Raw genomic sequence first — 19,385 nt, 5'->3', positions numbered from 1 at the left:
ACGGGGAGTTAAAGGGCTATTAAAAGGAATTTACTATCGCGTTATCCGGATGTTTTAGACGACGAAAAAGAAAACCCCCGGCCTTCGACCAGGGGTTTGATGGCACTGTCATGGCTTAGTTGCCGCCAAACATCTCTTTGATCCACCCCGCTACGCCATCGCTTTTCTGCTCCTGCTGCGGCTGTTGCTGTGGTGGTTGTTGAGGCTGCTGTTGCGGCTGCGTCGACGAATCAAACGGGTTACCCGTCTGCGGCTGCATCTGGTTCTGCTGACACAGCGTTTCCGGGCTGGTGGTCCAGACCGGTAGCTGACGTGTACCGCCACCGCCGCAGACAAAGTTACCCATATCGTCGACGCCCATCGTGGTGATATCTTCCGGCGGCGTCAGATCTAACGGGATCGGCGACTGGTTTTCCAGGTAACGCTGATAAATCGCCATTGCGCCGCTGGCGCCATACAATTTGGTCGGCTGGTTATTGTCGCGCCCCACCCAGGTAATGGTGACTTCACGCCCGTCGATACCGGCAAACCAGGTATCGACGTTATTGTTGGTGGTCCCGGTTTTACCCGCCAGGTGCAGCCCCGGATACTTCGCGCCAAGCTGACGGCCCGTACCCCGTTGCACAACCTGCTGCATGGTCCACAGCGTCATATACGCCGCCTGCGCTGGTACTGCACGCTCGGCCTGCGGGAAGCTTTGATAGAGCACGGTGCCGTCTTCAGCGATCACCGAGCGCAGCGCGGAAAGCGGTGCGCGGTTCCCCCCGCTGGCGATCGTCTGGAATGCCTGCGCCACTTCAATCGGCGTCAGGTTCAGCGCCCCAAGCAGCATTGATGGCATTCCCGTCAGCTGATCTTTCGGCGCACCGAGTTTTTCCCAGGTATCCGTCACCGCCGGCAGACCAATCGCCATCCCGAGGTTAACGGTCGGCACGTTCATAGAACGGGTCAGCGCATCCACCAGCATGACCTGACCACTGAAACGGTGGTCATCGTTCTGCGGTGCCCACACCTGGCCATTGGACAGGCGCAGTGAGATCGGCGCATCCGCGATCCACGTATTCAGGCGATATTGATTCGGCTGACTTAACGCGGTCAGATAGGTCGCCGGTTTCGCCAGTGAACCAATCGATCGACGCGCCTGCATCGCACGGTTATAACCGGCAAACTGCGGTGTCGCGCCACCGACCATCGCCCGCACCTCGCCGGTAAAGCGGTCTACCACCACCATCGCGGTTTCAAGGTCGGTCAATTTGCGCTGTTTAATCAGCGCCGGAATGCCATCCACCGCCGCTTTTTCGGCAGCATCCTGCGCCACAGAATCAAAAGTCGTAAAGATCTTCACGCCGGAGAGATCTTTCACTTTGTCGCCCAGCTTCGCCTGCAGCTCCTGACGCACCATCTGCATAAACGCCGGCTGCGGTGAAATCACCCCACCGCGCGGCTGCACGCCGAGTGGACGGGCGCTCAGCATGTCATACAGTTCCTGGTCGATCACGTTCTGCTGTTGCAGCAAGCGCAGCACCAGATTTCGGCGTTCCAGCGCCAGTTTTGGATTGCGCCATGGGTTGTAGACCGAGGCCCCTTTCACCATCCCAACCAGCAACGCCTGCTGATCAAGACTTAGCTCTTCCACCGGACGACCAAAATAGTACAGGCTCGCCAGCGGGAACCCGCGGATCTCGTTATCGCCGCTCTGCCCCAGGTAAACCTCGTTCATATACAGCTCAAGGATGCGATCCTTGCTGTAACGGGCATCCATGATCAGCGCCATATAGGCTTCGTTAGCTTTACGCCAGTAAGAACGCTCGCTGCTGAGGAACAGGTTTTTCACCAGTTGCTGAGTCAGCGTACTCGCCCCCTGCACGGTACGGCCTGCCGTCAGGTTAGCCAGTACCGCACGGCCAATGGAGTAGAAGCTAATGCCATCGTGTTCGTAAAAATGGCGGTCTTCCGTTGCCAGTAGGGTATCCACCAGCAGATCCGGGAATCCGTTACGCGGAACAAACAGACGCTGCTCGCCGTTTGGCGACGAGAGCATGGTGATCAGACGCGGATCGAGGCGGAAGAAACCGAACTGGCGGTTGCTGTCCATATTTTCGATGGTTTCCAGACGATCGCCATCAAACGTCAGACGCGCACGCACCTGCCCTTCTTTACTGTCCGGGAAATCAAACGGACGGCGGATCATCTCAATGCTTTTCGCCTGCACGGTAAACTCGCCGGGACGCGTCATCTTCGTCACCTGGCGGTACTGCGTGGCTTCCAGCAGTTTCACCATCTCGTTTTTACTGACCGCCATATCCGGTTCAAGGTTGACCATGCGACCATAGACCGCTGCGGGCAACTGCCACACTTTGCCGTCGATACGGGCGCGGATCTTTTGATCCAAATAGACGCCATAAATGGCGCACAGCACGGCAAGGACAATGAAGATTTTCAACAGCAGCCAGAACCAGCCGCGTTTACCCCGGGGCTTCCGGCCTTTGCCTCTTCCTTTTTTCGGCATCGGTTCTTCATCCTCATCGTCATCATCTTCGTACTCGTCATACTCCTCTTCCCGGAGTCGACGACGACTGATCTTCTCTTTTGCCGGACGCGCTGGTTTACCTTTGCGTCCAATTGGCTCGCGGTCATTCCCCGCCATGCTTTACTCTCCGCAACTTTCAGGCGCAAGGGCCTGATTCTCAACTCTTCTGCACAGAGGCAGAAGAAGAAATCTCTCAATTTTCACCCGCGCCGGACGGCAAACACTGACCGACTCAGGAGTATTTTTTCGTCCGCCGCGTGGGGGCGGTATTCGCCGGATCGTCCGGCCAGACATGTTTCGGGTAGCGCCCCTTCATCTCTTTTTGCACATCGCGCCAGGAACCGGCCCAAAACGCCGCTAAATCACGGGTAATTTGCAGCGGTCGCTGCGCAGGAGAAAGCAGCTCCAGCACCAGCGCCACGCGCCCCTGCGCAATGGTGGGCGTGGTGGCTTCACCAAACATTTCCTGAATGCGAACTGCCAGTACCGGCGGATTATCCTCATGATAGCGAATGGCTATCCGGCTTCCGGTCGGCACAGTGTAATGCCCAGGCAGCTCACTATCCAGCCGTTGACGTAATGACCACGGCAACAGGGTTTGTAACGCCTGCGTAACATCCAGTGCGTTCAGATCGCGCAACGAACGGATCCCCCCCATGTGCGGGAGCAACCACTGCTCCAATGAATCCAGTAACGAAGCGTCATCCACGGCGGGCCATGTCTGCTCCGGCAGCCACTTCGCCGCACAGTGTAATCGCAAACGCAACTGTTCAGCTTCCGGCGTCCAGTTCAGCACCCGCAGCCCTTTATCACGGATGCCATTGAGCATCGCCAGATGCAATTCCTCTTCCGACGGCTTTGCCAGCGGCTGCACTTTTACCGTCAGTTGTCCTATCTGGCTCCTGCGGAACGCTTTCAACGTGCCTTGCGCATCATCCCATTCAACGGTGTCTGACTGCTGCAATAAGTGCGGGCAACGGGCAATCAGCGCGTCGATATCCAGCGGCAGCGCCAGCAGAATACGGGCATCCGGCGACTGACTTCCTTGCAATAGCAGCGGAGCAATCAGCCACTCATGGCGGCCCAGCGCATCGTCAGCGTCCAGCGTGGCCCCCATACCGTTCGCCAGTTGATAACGCCCCTGCTGGCCTCGCCTGCGCGCAATACGATCGGCAAAGGCACTGGCCAGCAGCGGTGCCAGCGCATCGCTGTCCGGTTCACCGGCCTGACTTTTCAACCGCCGGGCAAGCTGGCGTGCGCGCTGCTGCCAGTTCGCCTGTTGACGCGCGAACGCCGTGCTGAGATCGCTATTTCCTGCGCGCGGCGGCTCTTCAAGAATGGCCGCCAGTTTCGCCGCAGTGGCTATATCATCATCACCTTTCGCCGAGGCCAGCATCGCTGCCAGACGCGGATCGCTACCGAGCGCCGCCATCTTCCGACCTGACGCTGTTAAGCGCCCTTCATCCAGCGCTTGCAACTGTTTCAGGAGATTGCGTGCCGCTGCGAGGTTTACCTCAGGCGGCATATCCAGCCAGTTAAGCCGGGCGGGATCCTGGCATCCCCACAGTAATAATTCCATCAACAGGCCGGATAAATCGCTGTTGAGTATTTCCGGGCTGCTTTGCGCCGCGGCGCGTTCCGCCTGATCTTTGCCCAGTAAATGCAAACAAATCCCGGGTTCAAGACGGCCTGCACGCCCGGCACGCTGCGTCATTGAGGCGACGCTGATACGCTGCGTGATCAGCCGGGTTAAACCAGTACGAGGGTCAAAACGGGCAACGCGTTCCTGTGCGCTATCCACCACCAGCCGTATGCCTTCAATGGTCAAACTGGTTTCGGCAATATTAGTCGCCAGCACCACTTTTCGTTGCCCGCTCGGGGGCGGCAAAATCGCTTTACGCTGTTCGCTTAACGGCAGCGCACCATACAGCGGGCAGAGCACAACATCATTGCCCACGCGGGAAGCGAGCTGCTCCTGAACGCGCAGGATCTCACCTACACCCGGTAAAAACAGCAGCAGTGAACCTGGCTCACTGCGCAACAACTCGGCGGTCGCTTGCGCCACCGCTTCGTCAAAACGCTGATGCGCCGGCAGTGCCTGGAAGCGCTGTTCAACCGGCCAGGCGCGCCCCTGCGAAACGACGACCGGCGCATCCGGCAACAACGCCTGCAAGCGCGCGTTATCCAGCGTCGCGGACATCACCAGCAATTTGAGATCATCACGCAACCCCTGCTGAACATCCAGCAGCAGCGCCAGAGCCAGATCGGCCTGTAAACTGCGTTCGTGGAATTCATCCAGTATCACCAGCCCCACGCCGCTCAGCTCCGGATCGTGCTGGATCAGGCGCGTCAGGATCCCTTCGGTGACCACTTCCAGCCGCGTGTTTGGCCCCACGCAGCTTTCCGCCCGCATGCGATAGCCAACCGTTTCTCCGGGTTTCTCATTAAGAAGTTCCGCCAGCCGCTGCGCAACATTGCGGGCTGCGAGGCGACGCGGCTCCAGCAGTAAAATACGCCCCTCAATAGCGCCCTGTTGCAGCAATTGCAGTGGCAGCCATGTGGATTTCCCTGCCCCGGTCGGCGCGCTCAATAGCACCTGGGGCGCGCGTTGCAACGCAGAAAGGATATCGGGAAGAACAGCGGCGACCGGCAATAAGGACACAAAAGCTCCTGAGGGTTAACATAGAACAGCGCAGTAGTATACCATCGCCGCAAATCATTACCGAGCCATTACCGGGGAGCGCATGTCCGAATCCAAAAGGCTGTTTTTTGCCATTGAGTTACCCGCCGGGATACAGACAGAGGTGGTGCACTGGCGCGCGCAGCACTTTCCGGCCGACGCCGGGCGCCCCATCGCCGCTGCCAACCTCCATCTGACACTGGCATTTCTCGGTGATATCAGCGCGGAGAAACAGCGGGCGCTGGAAACGCTTGCCGGACGGATACAGCAGCCTGGTTTTACGCTGACACTGGATGATGCAGGGCAGTGGCTGCGATCGCGCGTGGTCTGGCTTGGTGCGCGTCAGCCGCCGCGCGGGTTGCTACAGCTGGCGAATATGCTTCGCGCGCAGGCTTCCCGCAGCGGTTGTTACCAAAGTCCGCAGCCTTTCCACCCGCATATCACGCTATTGCGCGACGCCGCTCAGGCGGTGGCTATTCCGCCGCCGGGTTTTCGCTGGACCTTTCCGGTTGGGGCGTTTGCGCTGTATGAATCGCAGTTTATCAACGGACGCACCCGTTATACGGCGCTCAACCGCTGGACATTAAAACCATAACAATAAGGATCGCCTATGCAGTTTTCCCCGCCGCTAAAACCCGCCACGCTGATTCAGCGCTATAAACGATTTCTTGCCGATGTCATTACGCCAGAGGGCGAAACGCTGACGCTGCATTGCCCCAATACCGGCGCAATGACCGGCTGCGCCACACCTGGCGACACGGTGTGGTATTCCACATCAGAAAATCCTAAACGCAAATATGCACACACATGGGAATTAACGCAAACGCGGCAAGGGGCATTTATTTGCGTCAACACGCTGCGCGCAAATACGCTGACCAAAGAGGCGATCCTCGCCGGAAGCCTGCCAGAACTGACCGGCTATAGCGCGCTGAAAAGCGAAGTAAAATATGGTGCGGAACGTAGCAGAATTGATTTTCTGCTACAGGCGGATGATCGCCGCAACTGCTATATTGAAGTGAAATCGGTCACGCTCGCCGAGCAGCAGTCAGGCTTTTTCCCGGATGCGGTCACTCTCCGGGGTCAGAAGCATCTGCGGGAATTAATGAGCGTGGCGGCTAATGGTGATCGCGCTGTAATCCTGTTTGCCGTCTTGCACTCAGCCGTTGAACATTTTTCTCCAGCGCGCCATATTGATGAGGAATACGCACGTTTGTTGAATGACGCACAACGTCAGGGGGTGGAAATTCTCGCTTATAAAGCGGAACTTTCTGCCGATAACATCACTCTGAGTTTGCCGGTGCCTTTCACCGTTTATTAAAGGCAGACGTTTGACTAATAAGTGTTCTGGTCGCGTGCGCAAATACGCTTTTCTTCACAGGGTTGTCAAGTGTTACGTTTAGATATTTGCCATCCGGAAAAGCATCTGTTATTTATAGCGGCCTGATTTTTCCCCCAACCGGGGATCGATAGTGCGTGTTAAGGAGAAGCAACATGCAAGAAGGGCAAAACCGTAAAACATCGTCCCTGAGTATTCTCGCCATCGCTGGGGTGGAGCCGTATCAAGAGAAACCGGGCGAAGAGTATATGAACGAAGCCCAGCTGGCTCACTTCAAGCGCATTCTTGAAGCATGGCGTAATCAACTTAGGGATGAAGTCGATCGCACCGTCACACATATGCAAGACGAAGCTGCAAACTTCCCTGATCCGGTTGATCGTGCCGCACAGGAAGAAGAGTTCAGCCTCGAACTGCGTAACCGTGATCGCGAGCGCAAGCTGATTAAAAAGATCGAGAAGACGCTGAAAAAAGTGGAAGACGAAGATTTCGGCTTCTGTGAATCCTGCGGTGTGGAAATTGGCATCCGCCGCCTGGAAGCGCGTCCGACCGCCGATCTGTGTATCGACTGCAAAACGCTGGCGGAAATCCGCGAAAAACAGATGGCGGGTTAATCACCCGTTATCACTGACGGCACACCACAACACTGTGGCTGCGCCTTATACGGCGGGATTTATTCCCGCCCTATATTTTTTTGCCTGTTGATATGCCTGAACCTGAATCACACTATATTGGGCGCTTTGCGCCATCTCCCTCTGGTGAACTGCATTTTGGTTCGCTGATTGCTGCGCTTGGCAGCTACCTGCAAGCCCGTGCCAGCCAAGGCCTTTGGCTTGTACGCATCGAAGATATTGACCCTCCCCGTGAAATTCCCGGTGCGGCAAACACCATCCTGCGTCAGCTTGAACATTATGGCCTGCAGTGGGACGGCGATGTGCTCTGGCAATCACAACGTCATGAAGCTTACCGCGATGCGCTCGCCACGTTGCAACGTGAAGGATTAAGCTATTACTGCACCTGCTCGCGCGCGCGGATTCAAAGTGTAGGCGGCACTTATGATGGCTATTGCCGTACCCGCCATAACGGCCCGGAAAACGCGGCTGTACGCCTGATGCAACAGCATCCGGTGCTGGCCTTTGATGACAAACTGCGCGGTCATATCATTGCCGATGAAAAACTGGCGCGGGAAGATTTTATTATTCATCGTCGTGATGGGCTGTTTGCTTACAACCTGGCGGTGGTGGTGGATGACCATTTTCAGGGGGTTACCGAGATTGTGCGAGGTGCGGATTTGATCGAACCCACAGTGCGACAAATCTCTCTCTATCAACACTTCGGCTGGCCGACACCAGAGTACATTCATTTGCCTCTGGCGCTGAATGAGCAGGGAAATAAGCTCTCCAAGCAGAACCATGCGCCTGCCTTGCCTGGCGGCGATCCGCGCCCCATAATAATCATGGCTTTACAATTCCTGAACCAGGATGTAACACAAGAATGGCAGGATCTCAGCATTGAGGCATTGCTGAAAAGGGCAGTGGCGAACTGGGCGCTTTCCCGCGTTCCGGGAGCAGCGTGTGCGAATACAGCATTCTCAAATGCCTCGCGCTGAGCTATGATTAGCCGCTATTTTTTTGTCCTGACGTTTGACACTTACCGAGGTGTACTATTTTTACCCGAGTCGCTAATTTTTGCCGCAAGGTGCTGAGCCGCGAAGAGAGCATGGTCGTTGAGGCTATGGCCCAACCACAGATGACGGTTATTCCGCGTGAGCAGCACGCTATTTCCCGCAAAGATATCAGTGAAAACGCGCTCAAGGTGCTCTATCGTCTGAATAAAGCGGGCTACGACGCTTACCTGGTAGGCGGCGGCGTGCGCGACTTATTGCTGGGCAAAAAACCAAAAGATTTTGACGTCACCACCAGCGCCACCCCGGACCAGGTACGTAAACTGTTCCGCAACTGCCGCCTGGTTGGTCGCCGTTTCCGTCTCGCACATGTGATGTTCGGGCCGGAAATCATCGAAGTCGCCACCTTTCGCGGGCACCATGACGATCAACAAACCGATCGCACCACCTCTCAGCGTGGGCAAAACGGTATGCTGCTGCGCGACAATATCTTCGGTTCCATTGAAGAAGATGCCCAGCGCCGTGACTTCACCATTAACAGCCTCTATTACAGCGTAGCCGATTTTACCGTTCGCGATTATGTGGGCGGTATGCGCGACCTGGAAGACGGCGTGATCCGACTGATTGGCAACCCGGAGACGCGTTACCGCGAAGATCCGGTACGCATGCTGCGCGCTGTACGTTTCGCCGCCAAGCTGAACATGCGTATCAGCGAAGAAACCGCCGAACCCATTCCGCGTCTCGCCACCCTGATCAACGATGTACCGCCAGCGCGCCTGTTTGAGGAGTCGCTCAAATTGTTGCAGGCAGGCTACGGCTACGAAACCTGCCGGCTGCTGCGCGAATACGGTCTGTTCCAGCCGCTGTTCCCGACCATCACGCGCTATTTCACCGAAAACGGCGATAGCCCGATGGAGCATATTATCGAACAGGTGCTGAAGAACACGGATAACCGCATCCGCAATGATATGCGCGTTAACCCGGCGTTTCTGTTTGCTGCCATGTTCTGGTATCCGTTACTGGAGAATGCCCAGCGCATCGCACAAGAAGGCGGGCTAGCCTATTACGACGCTTTTGCGCTGGCGATGAATGATGTGCTGGACGAAGCCTGTCGTTCGTTGGCTATTCCGAAGCGCATCACTACGCTGATTCGCGATATCTGGCAGTTGCAGTTGCGTATGTCCCGTCGTCAGGGGAAACGCGCCTGGAAACTGATGGAACATCCCAAATTCCGCGCTGCCTATGACCTGATGGCGCTGCGCGCCGATGCCGAAAACAACGGTGAGCTGCAACGACTGGTCAAATGGTGGGGTGAATTCCAGGTTTCTGCGCCGCCCGCACAAAAAGATATGCTGGATAATCTGGGTGATGAACCGGCTGAACGCCGTCGTCATCGTCGCCCACGCAAACGCGCGCCGCGTCGTGAGGGCAGTGCGTGACAGTCGCGTATATTGCGCTGGGGAGCAATCTGGCATCACCGCTCGACCAGGTTAATGCCGCCATAACGGCCATTGGGGAGATCCCGCAAAGCCGGATAGTGGCGGTCTCCTCACTCTACCGCACTCCCCCACTCGGCCCGCAGGATCAGCCGGACTATCTCAACGCCGCCGTGGCGCTGGAAACCGAACTCATGCCCGAAGCGCTGCTCGATCATACCCAGCGTATTGAGTTGCAGCAGGGCCGCGTGCGCAAAGCAGAGCGCTGGGGACCACGTACGCTTGACCTGGACATTATGCTGTTCGGTGAATTAACGCTGAATACTCCCCGTCTGACTGTCCCTCATTACGACATGAAAAACCGCGGCTTTATGCTGTGGCCGCTGTTTGAAATCGCGCCAGAGTGCGTATTCCCGGATGGCGTCACCCTGCGGTCAGTACTGGCGCAACTTAACGCTCCGAAACCTGACGCCTGGTAATATTTCCTTTCTGCCCACCCGCATCCCACGGGTTGTCTAAAATCATTGCCCACCTGAGTGTTGCTGTTAGAATGCGCCAAGATTCGTTTTGGACTATCAGGAAACGCTATGAAACCGACCACCATCTCTTGGCTGCACAAGTGCAAGCAGGAAAAGAAACGCTTCGCAACCATCACTGCTTACGACTATAGCTTCGCGAAACTGTTTGCCGAAGAGGGGATTAACGTGATGCTGGTGGGCGACTCGCTTGGGATGACGGTACAAGGTCATGACTCCACCCTGCCGGTAACAGTGGCGGATATCGCCTACCATACTCAGGCCGTACGCCGTGGCGCACCGGCTTGCCTGCTGCTTGCCGATCTGCCATTTATGGCATATGCCACGCCGGAGCAGGCGTTTGAGAACGCTGCTGTGGTGATGCGCGCCGGCGCCAATATGGTCAAAATCGAAGGCGGCGCCTGGCTTGCGCCTACCGTCAAAATGCTCACAGAACGTGCCGTGCCGGTGTGCGGGCATCTGGGGTTAACCCCGCAATCGGTGAATATTTTCGGCGGCTATAAAGTCCAGGGGCGCGGTGATGCCGCACAGGGACTGTTTGATGATGCGCTGGCGCTGGAAGCCGCAGGCGCGCAGTTGCTGGTGCTGGAATGCGTACCGGTTGAGCTGGCGCAGCGTATTACCGATGCGTTGCGTATCCCGGTGATTGGTATTGGTGCAGGCAACGTCACTGATGGTCAGATTCTGGTCATGCACGATGCCTTCGGTATTACCGGCGGCCACATTCCTAAATTCGCTAAAAATTTCCTGAATGAAGCAGGCGACATGCGCGCCGCCGTTAGGCAGTATGTTGCTGAAGTTGAGTCCGGCGTCTATCCGGGCGAAGAACACAGTTTCCATTAAGGAGTCCTGTTGTGTTGATTATTGAAACCCTCCCGCTGCTACGTCAGCATATCCGCCGACTACGCCTGGAAGGTAAACGCATTGCGCTGGTGCCCACCATGGGCAACCTGCATGATGGGCATATGAAACTGGTTGATGAAGCCAAAGCCCGCGCCGATGTGGTGGTAGTGAGCATTTTCGTTAACCCGATGCAGTTTGATCGGCCGGATGATTTGGCGCGTTACCCGCGCACCCTGCAGGAAGATTGTGAAAAGCTGAACAAACGCAAAGCGGATATCGTCTTTGCCCCTGCCCCTGCGGAAATTTACCCACAAGGCACCGATACCCAGACCTATGTCGACGTACCCGGCATCTCCACCATGCTGGAAGGCGCAAGCCGTCCGGGTCATTTCCGGGGTGTATCCACCATCGTTAGTAAGCTGTTTAACATGGTGCAGCCGGACATCGCCTGTTTTGGCGAGAAGGATTACCAGCAGTTACAGCTTATTCGCAAAATGGTGGCGGATATGGGCTACGACATTGAGATTGTCGGCGTGCCCACCGTGCGGGCAAAAGATGGCCTGGCACTGAGCTCACGTAATGGTTACCTCACCGCCGATCAGCGCAAAATCGCTCCGGCGCTCAGCAAAGTAATGAACGTGCTCGCTGATAAACTGCAGGCAGGCGAGCGTAACTGCGAAGAGCTGATTGCGATTGCTGAGCAGGAGGTCAATGACGCCGGTTTACGCGCCGATGATATCCAGATCCGCGATGCAGACACATTGTTGGCGTTATCCGACAGCAGCCAGCGGGCAGTGGTGTTGATGGCGGCATGGCTTGGTCAGGCGCGGCTTATCGACAATAAAGTGGTTGAACTCGCCCATCAGGCGGGGTAAAAAAATGGGCAATACGCCGCCTCTGCTCATGCAGACGTGGCACGCCGTACGGGGGGATACGCATGGAGCCGCCCCCTCTTTCAGGTTACTTATCAGTAGGGTTTAACTTATGATTCGCACAATGCTGCAAGGCAAGCTCCACCGCGTCAAAGTGACACAGGCCGACCTGCATTACGAAGGTTCCTGCGCCATTGACCAGGATTTCCTTGAGGCGGCTGGTATTCTGGAATACGAAGCCATTGATATTTACAACGTGACCAACGGGAAACGTTTTTCCACCTATGCGATTGCCGGTGAGCGCGGCTCAAAAATTATTTCGGTTAACGGTGCGGCAGCGCACTGCGCAGATGTCGGCGATATCCTGATCATCGCCAGCTACGTCACCGTACCGGATGAGGTTGCCCGTAGCTGGCAGCCAAAAGTGGCTTATTTCGATGGCGACAATGAGATGAAACGCACGGCCAAAGCCGTGCCGGTTCAGGTTGCCTGATGCCCTAACCCTGCGGCTGATTACTGATCAGCCGCGACATCGCTTCCAGCGAATCCGTTCTTAGCACATACAGTCGTTTCAGCAAGAACGGATTATCCCCAGGTTTTACCTTTCCACGTACCGTGGTGACCGCCAGATGGAAACCGGCATCATTCGCCGCCTTTACCGCTTTATCGTCATACACGCCAAACGGGTACGCCAGGTAAAGCACGTGCGGGTTGAACTGCGCCAGCGCGCGACGCGAACGTTTAAAATCAAACAGAAGATTGTGATAGTTGCGGCTCAGTAGAATCGGATGCATGGCATCGTCGACCCGGTGCAGAAAATGGGTATGCGACTGCACATCAAACACATCGCTGATATCGTATAGTTCTGACACGCTCATAAACTGCAGCGTTTTCGGATCCCATGGCTGTGGTTTCAGCTTGATGCGCGACGAGATAATAAACGCCGTAGCTTTGAAATTATATGCACGCAGGATAGGCCAGGCATAACGACTGACGGACTTCAGCCCATCATCAAAGGTGATCACCACCGAACGCGCCGGCAAATTCATACGGTTACGGACATAGCCTTCCAGTTGATACATGGACAAGGTGGTATAGCCCTGATCGCGCAGCCAGGTCATCTGGTTCGTAAACGCACGCACCGATGTGGTGGTCGAGGTATGGCGAAAACGGGTATTCTCTTCATCACGCAGAATATGGTGGTACGTCAGCACGGGAATGCCATTGTCTTCCTGGGCATCCAGGCTACTCACCCACGCCAGTCGGTTGCCAATGCGGATCTGGAACCAGGTCTGGTTCAGACGATCTTTGAGCTTATCAATAATCGGGTAACGCAGATTTTCCGCCAGCGTGCCAAACGGCTCACTGGTCACATCCGGTGCGTTATAGAGCGGTGTGTCCTGCCAGGTAATAAGATTCTGGTTACTGAGCGGCTTGTTCAGATCGCCAAGGCTATCTTCCACGCGCTGATTGCCGGAAACCAGCCCCAAATGCCCTTTGTCGATAAACCCGCTGCCGAAGCCGAAGCGAAACGCATAGTAATCTTCCGCCCCCGGGACGACTGCGATGATTTGCCCGGCGCGAATATTGCCGACGGTAACCACTTTGTCGCCAACTTGCGCCCAAATATCCGCATCTTCGGTGGTTTGCATATAGCGAGCAGGAACACGTTGTTCACTCACAATACTGGCAGAAGCGCTACAGGTTATCAGCAGCAACAGAATGGTAATCAAACGAGACATGAGACGAACCGGTCTGAGAAAGTGAGCCCAGTGTAACAAAGCAGAAACCAATACCAACGGCTCTTTTTAGTACAAAAAATACGCTAATCCTGGGGATTGGCTCTCCCCCGGAGAAGAGAGCCAGATCCGACTTTAGCTGCGCAGCCCCCGCCCGCGCTGGATCAAATACCAGCAGAGCAGATAAAAGGCGACGATAAATACCACCAGTACACCGACCGTGGTTACCAGCGGTACATCGGTAATGCCAAGGAAGCCAAAGCGGAACCCACTTATCATATAGACAATCGGGTTCAGATGAGACAGCGCCTGCCAGAACGGCGGCAGCAGCGTCAATGAATAGAACACCCCGCCAAGATAGGTCAGCGGCGTCAGCACAAATGTCGGGATCAGGCTGATATCATCAAACGTTTTCGCAAAAACTGCGTTCAATAAACCGGCGAGTGAAAACAGCACTGCGGTAAGCAGCAGCGTCAGGGCGACGAACAGCCATGAATGCACCTGAAATGGCACGAAAAACAGCGATACGGCGGTCACCAGTACACCCACGCACAGCCCGCGCGCCACGCCGCCGCCGACATAACCGGCGATAATGACATGCGTCGGCACCGGAGCAACCAGCAACTCTTCTATATTGCGCTGGAATTTCGCGCTAAAGAAAGACGAGGCCACATTGGCGTAAGCGTTGGTGATCACCGCCATCATGATCAACCCCGGCACGATAAACTGCATATAGGTAAAACCGTGCATTTCCCCGATGCGCGAACCGATCAGATTGCCGAAAATAATAAAATAGAGCGTCATGGTGATCACCGGCGGCACCAGCGTTTGCACCCAGATGCGCATAAAACGCTGGATCTCTTTGTGCCAGATACTCTTCAGCGCCACCCAAAAAAGCTGCATCATGCGCTTTCTCCTTTTTTCTCATGCACCAGCGTGACGAACAGCTCTTCGAGACGGTTGGCTTTATTACGCATACTCAATACCTGCACACCCTGCGCGCTCAGTTGGCTGAACACGCTATTTATCCCCTGCTCACGCAGAACTTCCACTTCCAGCGTGGACGTATCCACCAGCCGGTATTGGTACCCTTCCAGCTTCGGTAACGGGCTTTTCGGCGCTAAATCGAGAATAAAGGTCTCTGACTTCAGCTTAGAGAGCAGCGCTTTCATTGAGGTGTTTTCAATCAGGTCGCCGCGCTGAATAATGCCAATATTGCGGCACAGCATTTCGGCTTCTTCCAGATAATGGGTGGTCAGAATAATGGTGGTGCCTTTATCATTCAGATCCTTCAGAAAGCCCCACATTGAGCGGCGTAATTCAATATCCACGCCTGCAGTTGGCTCGTCGAGGATCAGCAGTTTCGGCTCGTGCATCAGCGCACGGGCAATCATCAAACGACGTTTCATGCCGCCGGAAAGCATTCGTGCACGTTCGTTACGTTTTTCCCACAGATCGAGTTGATTCAGGTATTTTTCGCTGCGAACTAACGCCTCTTTACGATCCACGCCGTAGTAACCAGCCTGGTTCACCACAATCTGCTGGACGGTTTCAAACGGGTTAAAGTTAAATTCCTGCGGCACTAGCCCCAGTTGGCGCTTGGCGTTAACAATGTCTTTGTCCAGATCGTAACCAAAGACACTGACGCGCCCGGACGTTTTATTCACCAGCGAACTGATAATCCCAATGGTGGTGGATTTTCCTGCGCCATTCGGCCCAAGAAGTGCATAGAAATCGCCTGCTTCTACTTTCAAATCAATGCCGCGCAGCGCCTGAACGCCGCCCGGATAGGTTTTTTTAAGCTGCTCAAGCTCCAGTGCAATGGTCATGAATTATCACTTACCTGTTTTCTCACACTCGATGTGTGGTTTAAAAAGAGTTGGAGTTAACCTATATTAGCGCAACGCACTTATCTGGTTACAGGTTGTTAACTTCCATGAAAGACATAGATACACTCATCAGCAATAATGCACTATGGTCAAAAATGCTGGTTGAAGAAGATCCCGGATTTTTCGAAACACTGGCGCAAGCACAGAAGCCGCGCTTTCTATGGATTGGATGCTCTGACTCCCGCGTTCCTGCCGAACGCCTTACCGGCCTCGAACCTGGCGAACTGTTTGTTCACCGAAATGTTGCCAACCTGGTGATCCACACAGATTTGAACTGCCTCTCCGTGGTTCAGTACGCCGTGGATGTGCTGGAAGTTGAACACATCATCATTTGCGGCCACTATGGCTGCGGCGGTGTCCAGGCCGCGGTAGAAAATCCGGAACTGGGTCTTATCAACAACTGGCTGCTGCATATTCGCGATATCTGGTTTAAACATAGCTCGCTGCTTGGCGAAATGCCGCCGGAGCGTCGTCTCGATACGCTGTGCGAACTGAACGTCATGGAACAGGTGTATAACCTGGGTCACTCGACGATCATGCAGTCCGCATGGAAACGTGGACAGAAAGTGACCATTCACGGCTGGGCCTACGGTATTCATGATGGCCTGCTGCGCGATCTGGATGTCACCGCGACTAACCGCGAAACGCTGGAACAGCGTTACCGTCAGGGTGTGTCTAACCTCAGTCAGAAACACAGCAATCACAAATAACAATCGGGGCCGTCGGCCCCGATTTTTTTATTCTTCCAGCATGACCACTTTGCCAACATAAGGCAGATGGCGATAGCGCTGTGCATAATCAATGCCGTAACCCACCACAAACTCATCCGGAATGGAAAAGCCGACAAACTCAACGGGTACGTCCACTTCACGGCGGGAAGGTTTATCCAGCAAGGTGCAAATCGCCAGCGATTTCGGCTCGCGCAGGCTGAGGATTTCACGCACTTTCGACAGCGTATTACCCGAATCGATAATGTCTTCGACGATCAGCACGTCTTTGCCGCGAATGTCTTCGTCCAGATCTTTAAGGATTTTCACATCACGGGTGGTGGACATGCCGCTGCCGTAGCTGGAGGCGGTCATAAAATCGACTTCGTGAGAAACCTGCACTTCACGGCACAGGTCAGCCATAAACATAAACGATCCACGCAGCAGCCCCACCAGTACCATTTCGCTGCCGCTATCTTTGTAACGTTCAGTGATTTGACGACCCAGCTCAACGATACGCGCTTTGATCTCCGCTTCCGGGATCATCACTTCAACAGTGTGTTTCATTTTAACTAACCATATGATTTAAATCGTAAATCATTCAACACCGGTTGAGAGCGCCGGTAATTGAAACGCAAGATGCGCAGTATACCAGCAAAAAGATTATTAGGTGCCATTCCGCGACAAAGCTCATTTTGTGATGACGATCACACTTGTTAACTCCTATAATGAATTGCTATCAAAATATTAACAAACAGACGAGTGTCTTTTTATGGCAGAAACAAAAACGCAACAGCCGCGGCGTCTGGTGACGCTGACGGCACTGTTCGCAGCCTTTTGCGGGCTGTATCTGTTAATCGGCGGAGCCTGGCTGGTCGCCATTGGCGGCTCCTGGTACTACCCTATCGCAGGCCTGGTAATGCTGGCGGTGACCTGGCTGTTATGGAAAGGTCAGCGTGCTGCATTAGGGGTGTATGCCGCCCTGTTGCTGATCACCATGATATGGGGCGTGTGGGAAGTCGGTTTCGATTTCTGGGCGCTCACACCGCGTAGTGACATCCTGGTCTTCTTCGGTATCTGGCTAATCTTGCCCTTTGTCTGGCGGCGATTAGTTGTCCCCGCCCGTGGCGCGGTCGCTGCGCTGGTGGTGACGCTGCTGGTCAGTGGCGGCATTCTGACGTGGGCCGGTTTTAACGATCCGCAAGAGATCCACGGCACGCTGAGCGCAGAAAGTACGCCTGCACAGGCCATCTCTACAGTTGCTGACAGTGACTGGCCCGCTTACGGTCGTAATCAAGAAGGGCAGCGTTACTCGCCGTTGAAACAGATCAACGCCGATAACGTGCATAATCTGAAAGAAGCGTGGGTGTTTCGCACCGGCGATCTGAAACTGCCAAACGATCCCGGTGAAATTACCAACGAAGTGACGCCCATTAAAGTCGGCGATTCCTTGTTCCTGTGTACGGCGCACCAGCGTCTGTTCGCCCTTGATGCCGCCACGGGTAAAGAGAAATGGCACTTTGATCCGCAACTGAATACCAATCCGAGCTTCCAGCATGTCACCTGCCGTGGCGTTTCTTATCATGAAGCGACCGCTGACAATGCCAGCCCGGATGTGGTGGCGGATTGCCCGCGCCGTATTATCCTGCCAGTGAATGATGGTCGTCTGTTCGCCATCAACGCGGATAACGGTAAGCCGTGTGACTCCTTTGCCAATAAAGGCATTCTCAACCTGCAAACCAATATGCCGGTGACCACGCCGGGCATGTACGAGCCCACCTCGCCGCCAATCGTCACCGATAAGGTGATTATCATTGCCGGTGCTGTAACGGATAACTTCTCCACCCGGGAGCCTTCAGGGGTCATCCGCGGTTTCGATATCAATACCGGTAAACTGCTGTGGGCCTTCGATCCGGGTGCGAAAGATCCAAATGCGATCCCCGCCGATGAACACCATTATACCGTCAACTCGCCGAATTCCTGGGCGCCTGCCGCCTATGACGCGAAGCTGGATTTGGTCTATCTACCGATGGGCGTCACCACGCCGGATATCTGGGGCGGTAAACGCACACCCGAGCAGGAGCGTTACGCCAGCTCAATCGTCGCGCTGAACGCGACCACCGGCAAACTGGCCTGGAGCTACCAGACCGTTCACCACGATTTGTGGGACATGGATATGCCGTCGCAGCCAACGCTGGCGGATATCAGCGTCAACGGCAAAACGGTTCCGGTGATTTATGCTCCGGCGAAAACCGGCAACATTTTCGTACTGGATCGTCGTAATGGCGAACTGGTCGTGCCCGCGCCGGAAAAACCGGTACCGCAAGGGGCTGCCAAAGGTGATTACGTCACCCCTACCCAGCCGTTCTCCGATCTGAGCTTCCGTCCGAAGAAAGATCTCAGCGGGGCGGACATGTGGGGTGCCACCATGTTCGATCAACTGGTGTGCCGCGTCATGTTCCACCAGATGCGCTATGAAGGCATTTTCACCCCACCGTCGGAACAGGGCACGCTGGTGTTCCCGGGTAACCTGGGGATGTTCGAATGGGGCGGCATCTCTGTCGATCCGCATCGCCAGGTCGCCATTGCCAACCCGATGGCACTACCGTTTGTGTCGAAACTGATCCCGCGCGGTCCGGGTAACCCGATGGAACCGCCGAAAGACGCGAAAGGCACCGGTTCTGAGTCAGGCATCCAGCCGCAGTACGGTGTACCGTATGGCGTCACGTTGAACCCGTTCCTGTCACCGTTCGGTCTGCCGTGTAAACAACCGGCATGGGGTTACATTTCCGCTCTCGATTTGAAAACCAATCAGGTGGTGTGGAAAAAACGTATTGGTACGCCGCAGGACAGCATGCCGTTCCCGATGCCGGTTCCGGTACCGTTCAATATGGGGATGCCGATGCTTGGCGGCCCGATCTCCACAGCGGGTAATGTGCTGTTTATCGCGGCAACTGCTGATAATTACCTGCGCGCTTACAATATGAGCAACGGAGAAAAACTGTGGCAGGGTCGATTGCCAGCGGGCGGTCAGGCCACACCGATGACCTATGAAGTCAATGGCAAACAGTATGTGGTCATTTCCGCTGGTGGTCACGGATCGTTCGGCACCAAAATGGGCGACTATATCGTCGCCTATGCACTGCCGGATGACGCCAAATAAAGAGAATGCAAGCCCGGTAGCGAGGTTGCGTAC

Annotated in this window: 17 protein-coding genes; 11 read left to right on the top strand and 6 right to left on the bottom strand. The window is 55.3% G+C overall.

Going from position 1 to position 19,385, the window contains the following annotated elements; all coding sequences use genetic code 11:
* Nucleotides 1–115: 115 nt before the first annotated feature.
* On the bottom strand, nucleotides 116–2,647 hold the full coding sequence (gene mrcB / locus ABGA49_RS10110; RefSeq protein WP_061497605.1) for a bifunctional glycosyl transferase/transpeptidase: 2,532 nt from the start codon (nucleotides 2,645–2,647) through the stop codon (nucleotides 116–118).
* Nucleotides 2,648–2,762: 115 nt separating this feature from the next.
* Entirely contained in the window at nucleotides 2,763–5,192 is a 2,430-nt protein-coding gene (gene hrpB / locus ABGA49_RS10105; RefSeq protein ID WP_347665505.1) for an ATP-dependent helicase HrpB, read from the bottom strand.
* Between the two features lie 82 nt (nucleotides 5,193–5,274).
* Here hrpB and thpR point away from each other — a divergent pair, with 82 nt between their 5' ends.
* The 9 genes from thpR (at nucleotide 5,275) to panD (ending at nucleotide 12,347) form a co-directional block, all read left to right on the top strand.
* Nucleotides 5,275–5,805 carry an RNA 2',3'-cyclic phosphodiesterase gene (gene thpR, locus ABGA49_RS10100; RefSeq protein ID WP_134318852.1) on the top strand — a complete coding sequence of 177 codons (531 nt, stop codon included), beginning with the start codon at nucleotides 5,275–5,277 and terminating at the stop codon, nucleotides 5,803–5,805.
* Between the two features lie 15 nt (nucleotides 5,806–5,820).
* Nucleotides 5,821–6,528: a DNA/RNA nuclease SfsA gene (sfsA, locus tag ABGA49_RS10095; RefSeq protein WP_061497611.1), complete on the top strand. Its 708-nt coding sequence runs from the start codon at nucleotides 5,821–5,823 to the stop codon at nucleotides 6,526–6,528.
* A gap of 173 nt (nucleotides 6,529–6,701) precedes the next feature.
* Nucleotides 6,702–7,157: an RNA polymerase-binding protein DksA gene (dksA, locus tag ABGA49_RS10090; protein WP_007373199.1), complete on the top strand. Its 456-nt coding sequence runs from the start codon at nucleotides 6,702–6,704 to the stop codon at nucleotides 7,155–7,157.
* A 92-nt stretch (nucleotides 7,158–7,249) separates the two neighbouring features.
* Nucleotides 7,250–8,152, top strand: coding sequence for a tRNA glutamyl-Q(34) synthetase GluQRS (gene gluQRS / locus ABGA49_RS10085; RefSeq protein WP_061497612.1), 903 nt, complete (start codon nucleotides 7,250–7,252; stop codon nucleotides 8,150–8,152).
* Nucleotides 8,153–8,208: 56 nt separating this feature from the next.
* The gene (gene pcnB / locus ABGA49_RS10080; protein WP_071890601.1) at nucleotides 8,209–9,606 is read left to right on the top strand and encodes a polynucleotide adenylyltransferase PcnB; all 1,398 of its coding nucleotides are present in this window, start codon (nucleotides 8,209–8,211) and stop codon (nucleotides 9,604–9,606) included.
* Nucleotides 9,603–10,082 carry a 2-amino-4-hydroxy-6-hydroxymethyldihydropteridine diphosphokinase gene (gene folK / locus ABGA49_RS10075; protein ID WP_088237401.1) on the top strand — a complete coding sequence of 160 codons (480 nt, stop codon included), beginning with the start codon at nucleotides 9,603–9,605 and terminating at the stop codon, nucleotides 10,080–10,082. Before pcnB ends, folK begins: the two co-directional genes overlap by 4 nt.
* A 108-nt stretch (nucleotides 10,083–10,190) precedes the next feature.
* On the top strand, nucleotides 10,191–10,982 hold the full coding sequence (panB, locus tag ABGA49_RS10070; protein WP_134318854.1) for a 3-methyl-2-oxobutanoate hydroxymethyltransferase: 792 nt from the start codon (nucleotides 10,191–10,193) through the stop codon (nucleotides 10,980–10,982).
* An 11-nt stretch (nucleotides 10,983–10,993) separates the two neighbouring features.
* Nucleotides 10,994–11,857, top strand: coding sequence for a pantoate--beta-alanine ligase (gene panC / locus ABGA49_RS10065; RefSeq protein ID WP_061497622.1), 864 nt, complete (start codon nucleotides 10,994–10,996; stop codon nucleotides 11,855–11,857).
* A gap of 109 nt (nucleotides 11,858–11,966) precedes the next feature.
* Nucleotides 11,967–12,347: an aspartate 1-decarboxylase gene (panD, locus tag ABGA49_RS10060; RefSeq protein WP_061497624.1), complete on the top strand. Its 381-nt coding sequence runs from the start codon at nucleotides 11,967–11,969 to the stop codon at nucleotides 12,345–12,347.
* Between the two features lie 4 nt (nucleotides 12,348–12,351).
* Here panD and ABGA49_RS10055 read toward each other — a convergent pair whose 3' ends face one another.
* The 3 genes from ABGA49_RS10055 to ABGA49_RS10045 form a co-directional block, all read right to left on the bottom strand.
* Nucleotides 12,352–13,596, bottom strand: coding sequence for a polysaccharide deacetylase family protein (locus ABGA49_RS10055; protein ID WP_061497625.1), 1,245 nt, complete (start codon nucleotides 13,594–13,596; stop codon nucleotides 12,352–12,354).
* A 132-nt stretch (nucleotides 13,597–13,728) separates the two neighbouring features.
* Nucleotides 13,729–14,499 carry an ABC transporter permease gene (locus ABGA49_RS10050; protein ID WP_061497627.1) on the bottom strand — a complete coding sequence of 257 codons (771 nt, stop codon included), beginning with the start codon at nucleotides 14,497–14,499 and terminating at the stop codon, nucleotides 13,729–13,731.
* Nucleotides 14,496–15,422, bottom strand: a complete 927-nt coding sequence (locus ABGA49_RS10045; protein WP_061497629.1) for an ABC transporter ATP-binding protein — start codon at nucleotides 15,420–15,422, stop codon at nucleotides 14,496–14,498. Before ABGA49_RS10045 ends, ABGA49_RS10050 begins: the two co-directional genes overlap by 4 nt.
* Nucleotides 15,423–15,529: 107 nt before the next feature.
* Here ABGA49_RS10045 and can point away from each other — a divergent pair, with 107 nt between their 5' ends.
* Nucleotides 15,530–16,192 (top strand): carbonate dehydratase, encoded by a 663-nt coding sequence (can, locus tag ABGA49_RS10040; RefSeq protein ID WP_061497631.1) that lies wholly within the window; start codon nucleotides 15,530–15,532, stop codon nucleotides 16,190–16,192.
* Between the two features lie 27 nt (nucleotides 16,193–16,219).
* Here can and hpt read toward each other — a convergent pair whose 3' ends face one another.
* The gene (gene hpt, locus ABGA49_RS10035; RefSeq protein WP_061497633.1) at nucleotides 16,220–16,756 is read right to left on the bottom strand and encodes a hypoxanthine phosphoribosyltransferase; all 537 of its coding nucleotides are present in this window, start codon (nucleotides 16,754–16,756) and stop codon (nucleotides 16,220–16,222) included.
* A 205-nt stretch (nucleotides 16,757–16,961) separates the two neighbouring features.
* Here hpt and ABGA49_RS10030 point away from each other — a divergent pair, with 205 nt between their 5' ends.
* On the top strand, nucleotides 16,962–19,352 hold the full coding sequence (locus ABGA49_RS10030; protein WP_061497635.1) for a glucose/quinate/shikimate family membrane-bound PQQ-dependent dehydrogenase: 2,391 nt from the start codon (nucleotides 16,962–16,964) through the stop codon (nucleotides 19,350–19,352).
* Nucleotides 19,353–19,385: the final 33 nt, after the last annotated feature.

Origin of the sequence: Kosakonia sp. WA-90 (assembly GCF_039871955.1) — a bacterium.
In the GTDB taxonomy this organism is placed as follows: domain Bacteria; phylum Pseudomonadota; class Gammaproteobacteria; order Enterobacterales; family Enterobacteriaceae; genus Kosakonia; species Kosakonia oryzendophytica.
This window is presented reverse-complemented; position numbering and strand designations above follow the sequence as displayed.

What these genes read in the sequence shown, in the direction of transcription:
- ABGA49_RS10050 (WP_061497627.1), bottom strand. Translation starts at nt 14,499, where the DNA reads ATGATGCAGCTTTTTTGGGTGGCGCTGAAGAGTATCTGGCACAAAGAG.
- panB (WP_134318854.1), top strand. Translation starts at nt 10,191, where the DNA reads ATGAAACCGACCACCATCTCTTGGCTGCACAAGTGCAAGCAGGAAAAG.
- dksA (WP_007373199.1), top strand. Translation starts at nt 6,702, where the DNA reads ATGCAAGAAGGGCAAAACCGTAAAACATCGTCCCTGAGTATTCTCGCC.
- mrcB (WP_061497605.1), bottom strand. Translation starts at nt 2,647, where the DNA reads ATGGCGGGGAATGACCGCGAGCCAATTGGACGCAAAGGTAAACCAGCG.
- ABGA49_RS10045 (WP_061497629.1), bottom strand. Translation starts at nt 15,422, where the DNA reads ATGACCATTGCACTGGAGCTTGAGCAGCTTAAAAAAACCTATCCGGGC.
- panD (WP_061497624.1), top strand. Translation starts at nt 11,967, where the DNA reads ATGATTCGCACAATGCTGCAAGGCAAGCTCCACCGCGTCAAAGTGACA.
- ABGA49_RS10055 (WP_061497625.1), bottom strand. Translation starts at nt 13,596, where the DNA reads ATGTCTCGTTTGATTACCATTCTGTTGCTGCTGATAACCTGTAGCGCT.
- thpR (WP_134318852.1), top strand. Translation starts at nt 5,275, where the DNA reads ATGTCCGAATCCAAAAGGCTGTTTTTTGCCATTGAGTTACCCGCCGGG.
- hpt (WP_061497633.1), bottom strand. Translation starts at nt 16,756, where the DNA reads ATGAAACACACTGTTGAAGTGATGATCCCGGAAGCGGAGATCAAAGCG.
- sfsA (WP_061497611.1), top strand. Translation starts at nt 5,821, where the DNA reads ATGCAGTTTTCCCCGCCGCTAAAACCCGCCACGCTGATTCAGCGCTAT.
- ABGA49_RS10030 (WP_061497635.1), top strand. Translation starts at nt 16,962, where the DNA reads ATGGCAGAAACAAAAACGCAACAGCCGCGGCGTCTGGTGACGCTGACG.
- can (WP_061497631.1), top strand. Translation starts at nt 15,530, where the DNA reads ATGAAAGACATAGATACACTCATCAGCAATAATGCACTATGGTCAAAA.
- gluQRS (WP_061497612.1), top strand. Translation starts at nt 7,250, where the DNA reads ATGCCTGAACCTGAATCACACTATATTGGGCGCTTTGCGCCATCTCCC.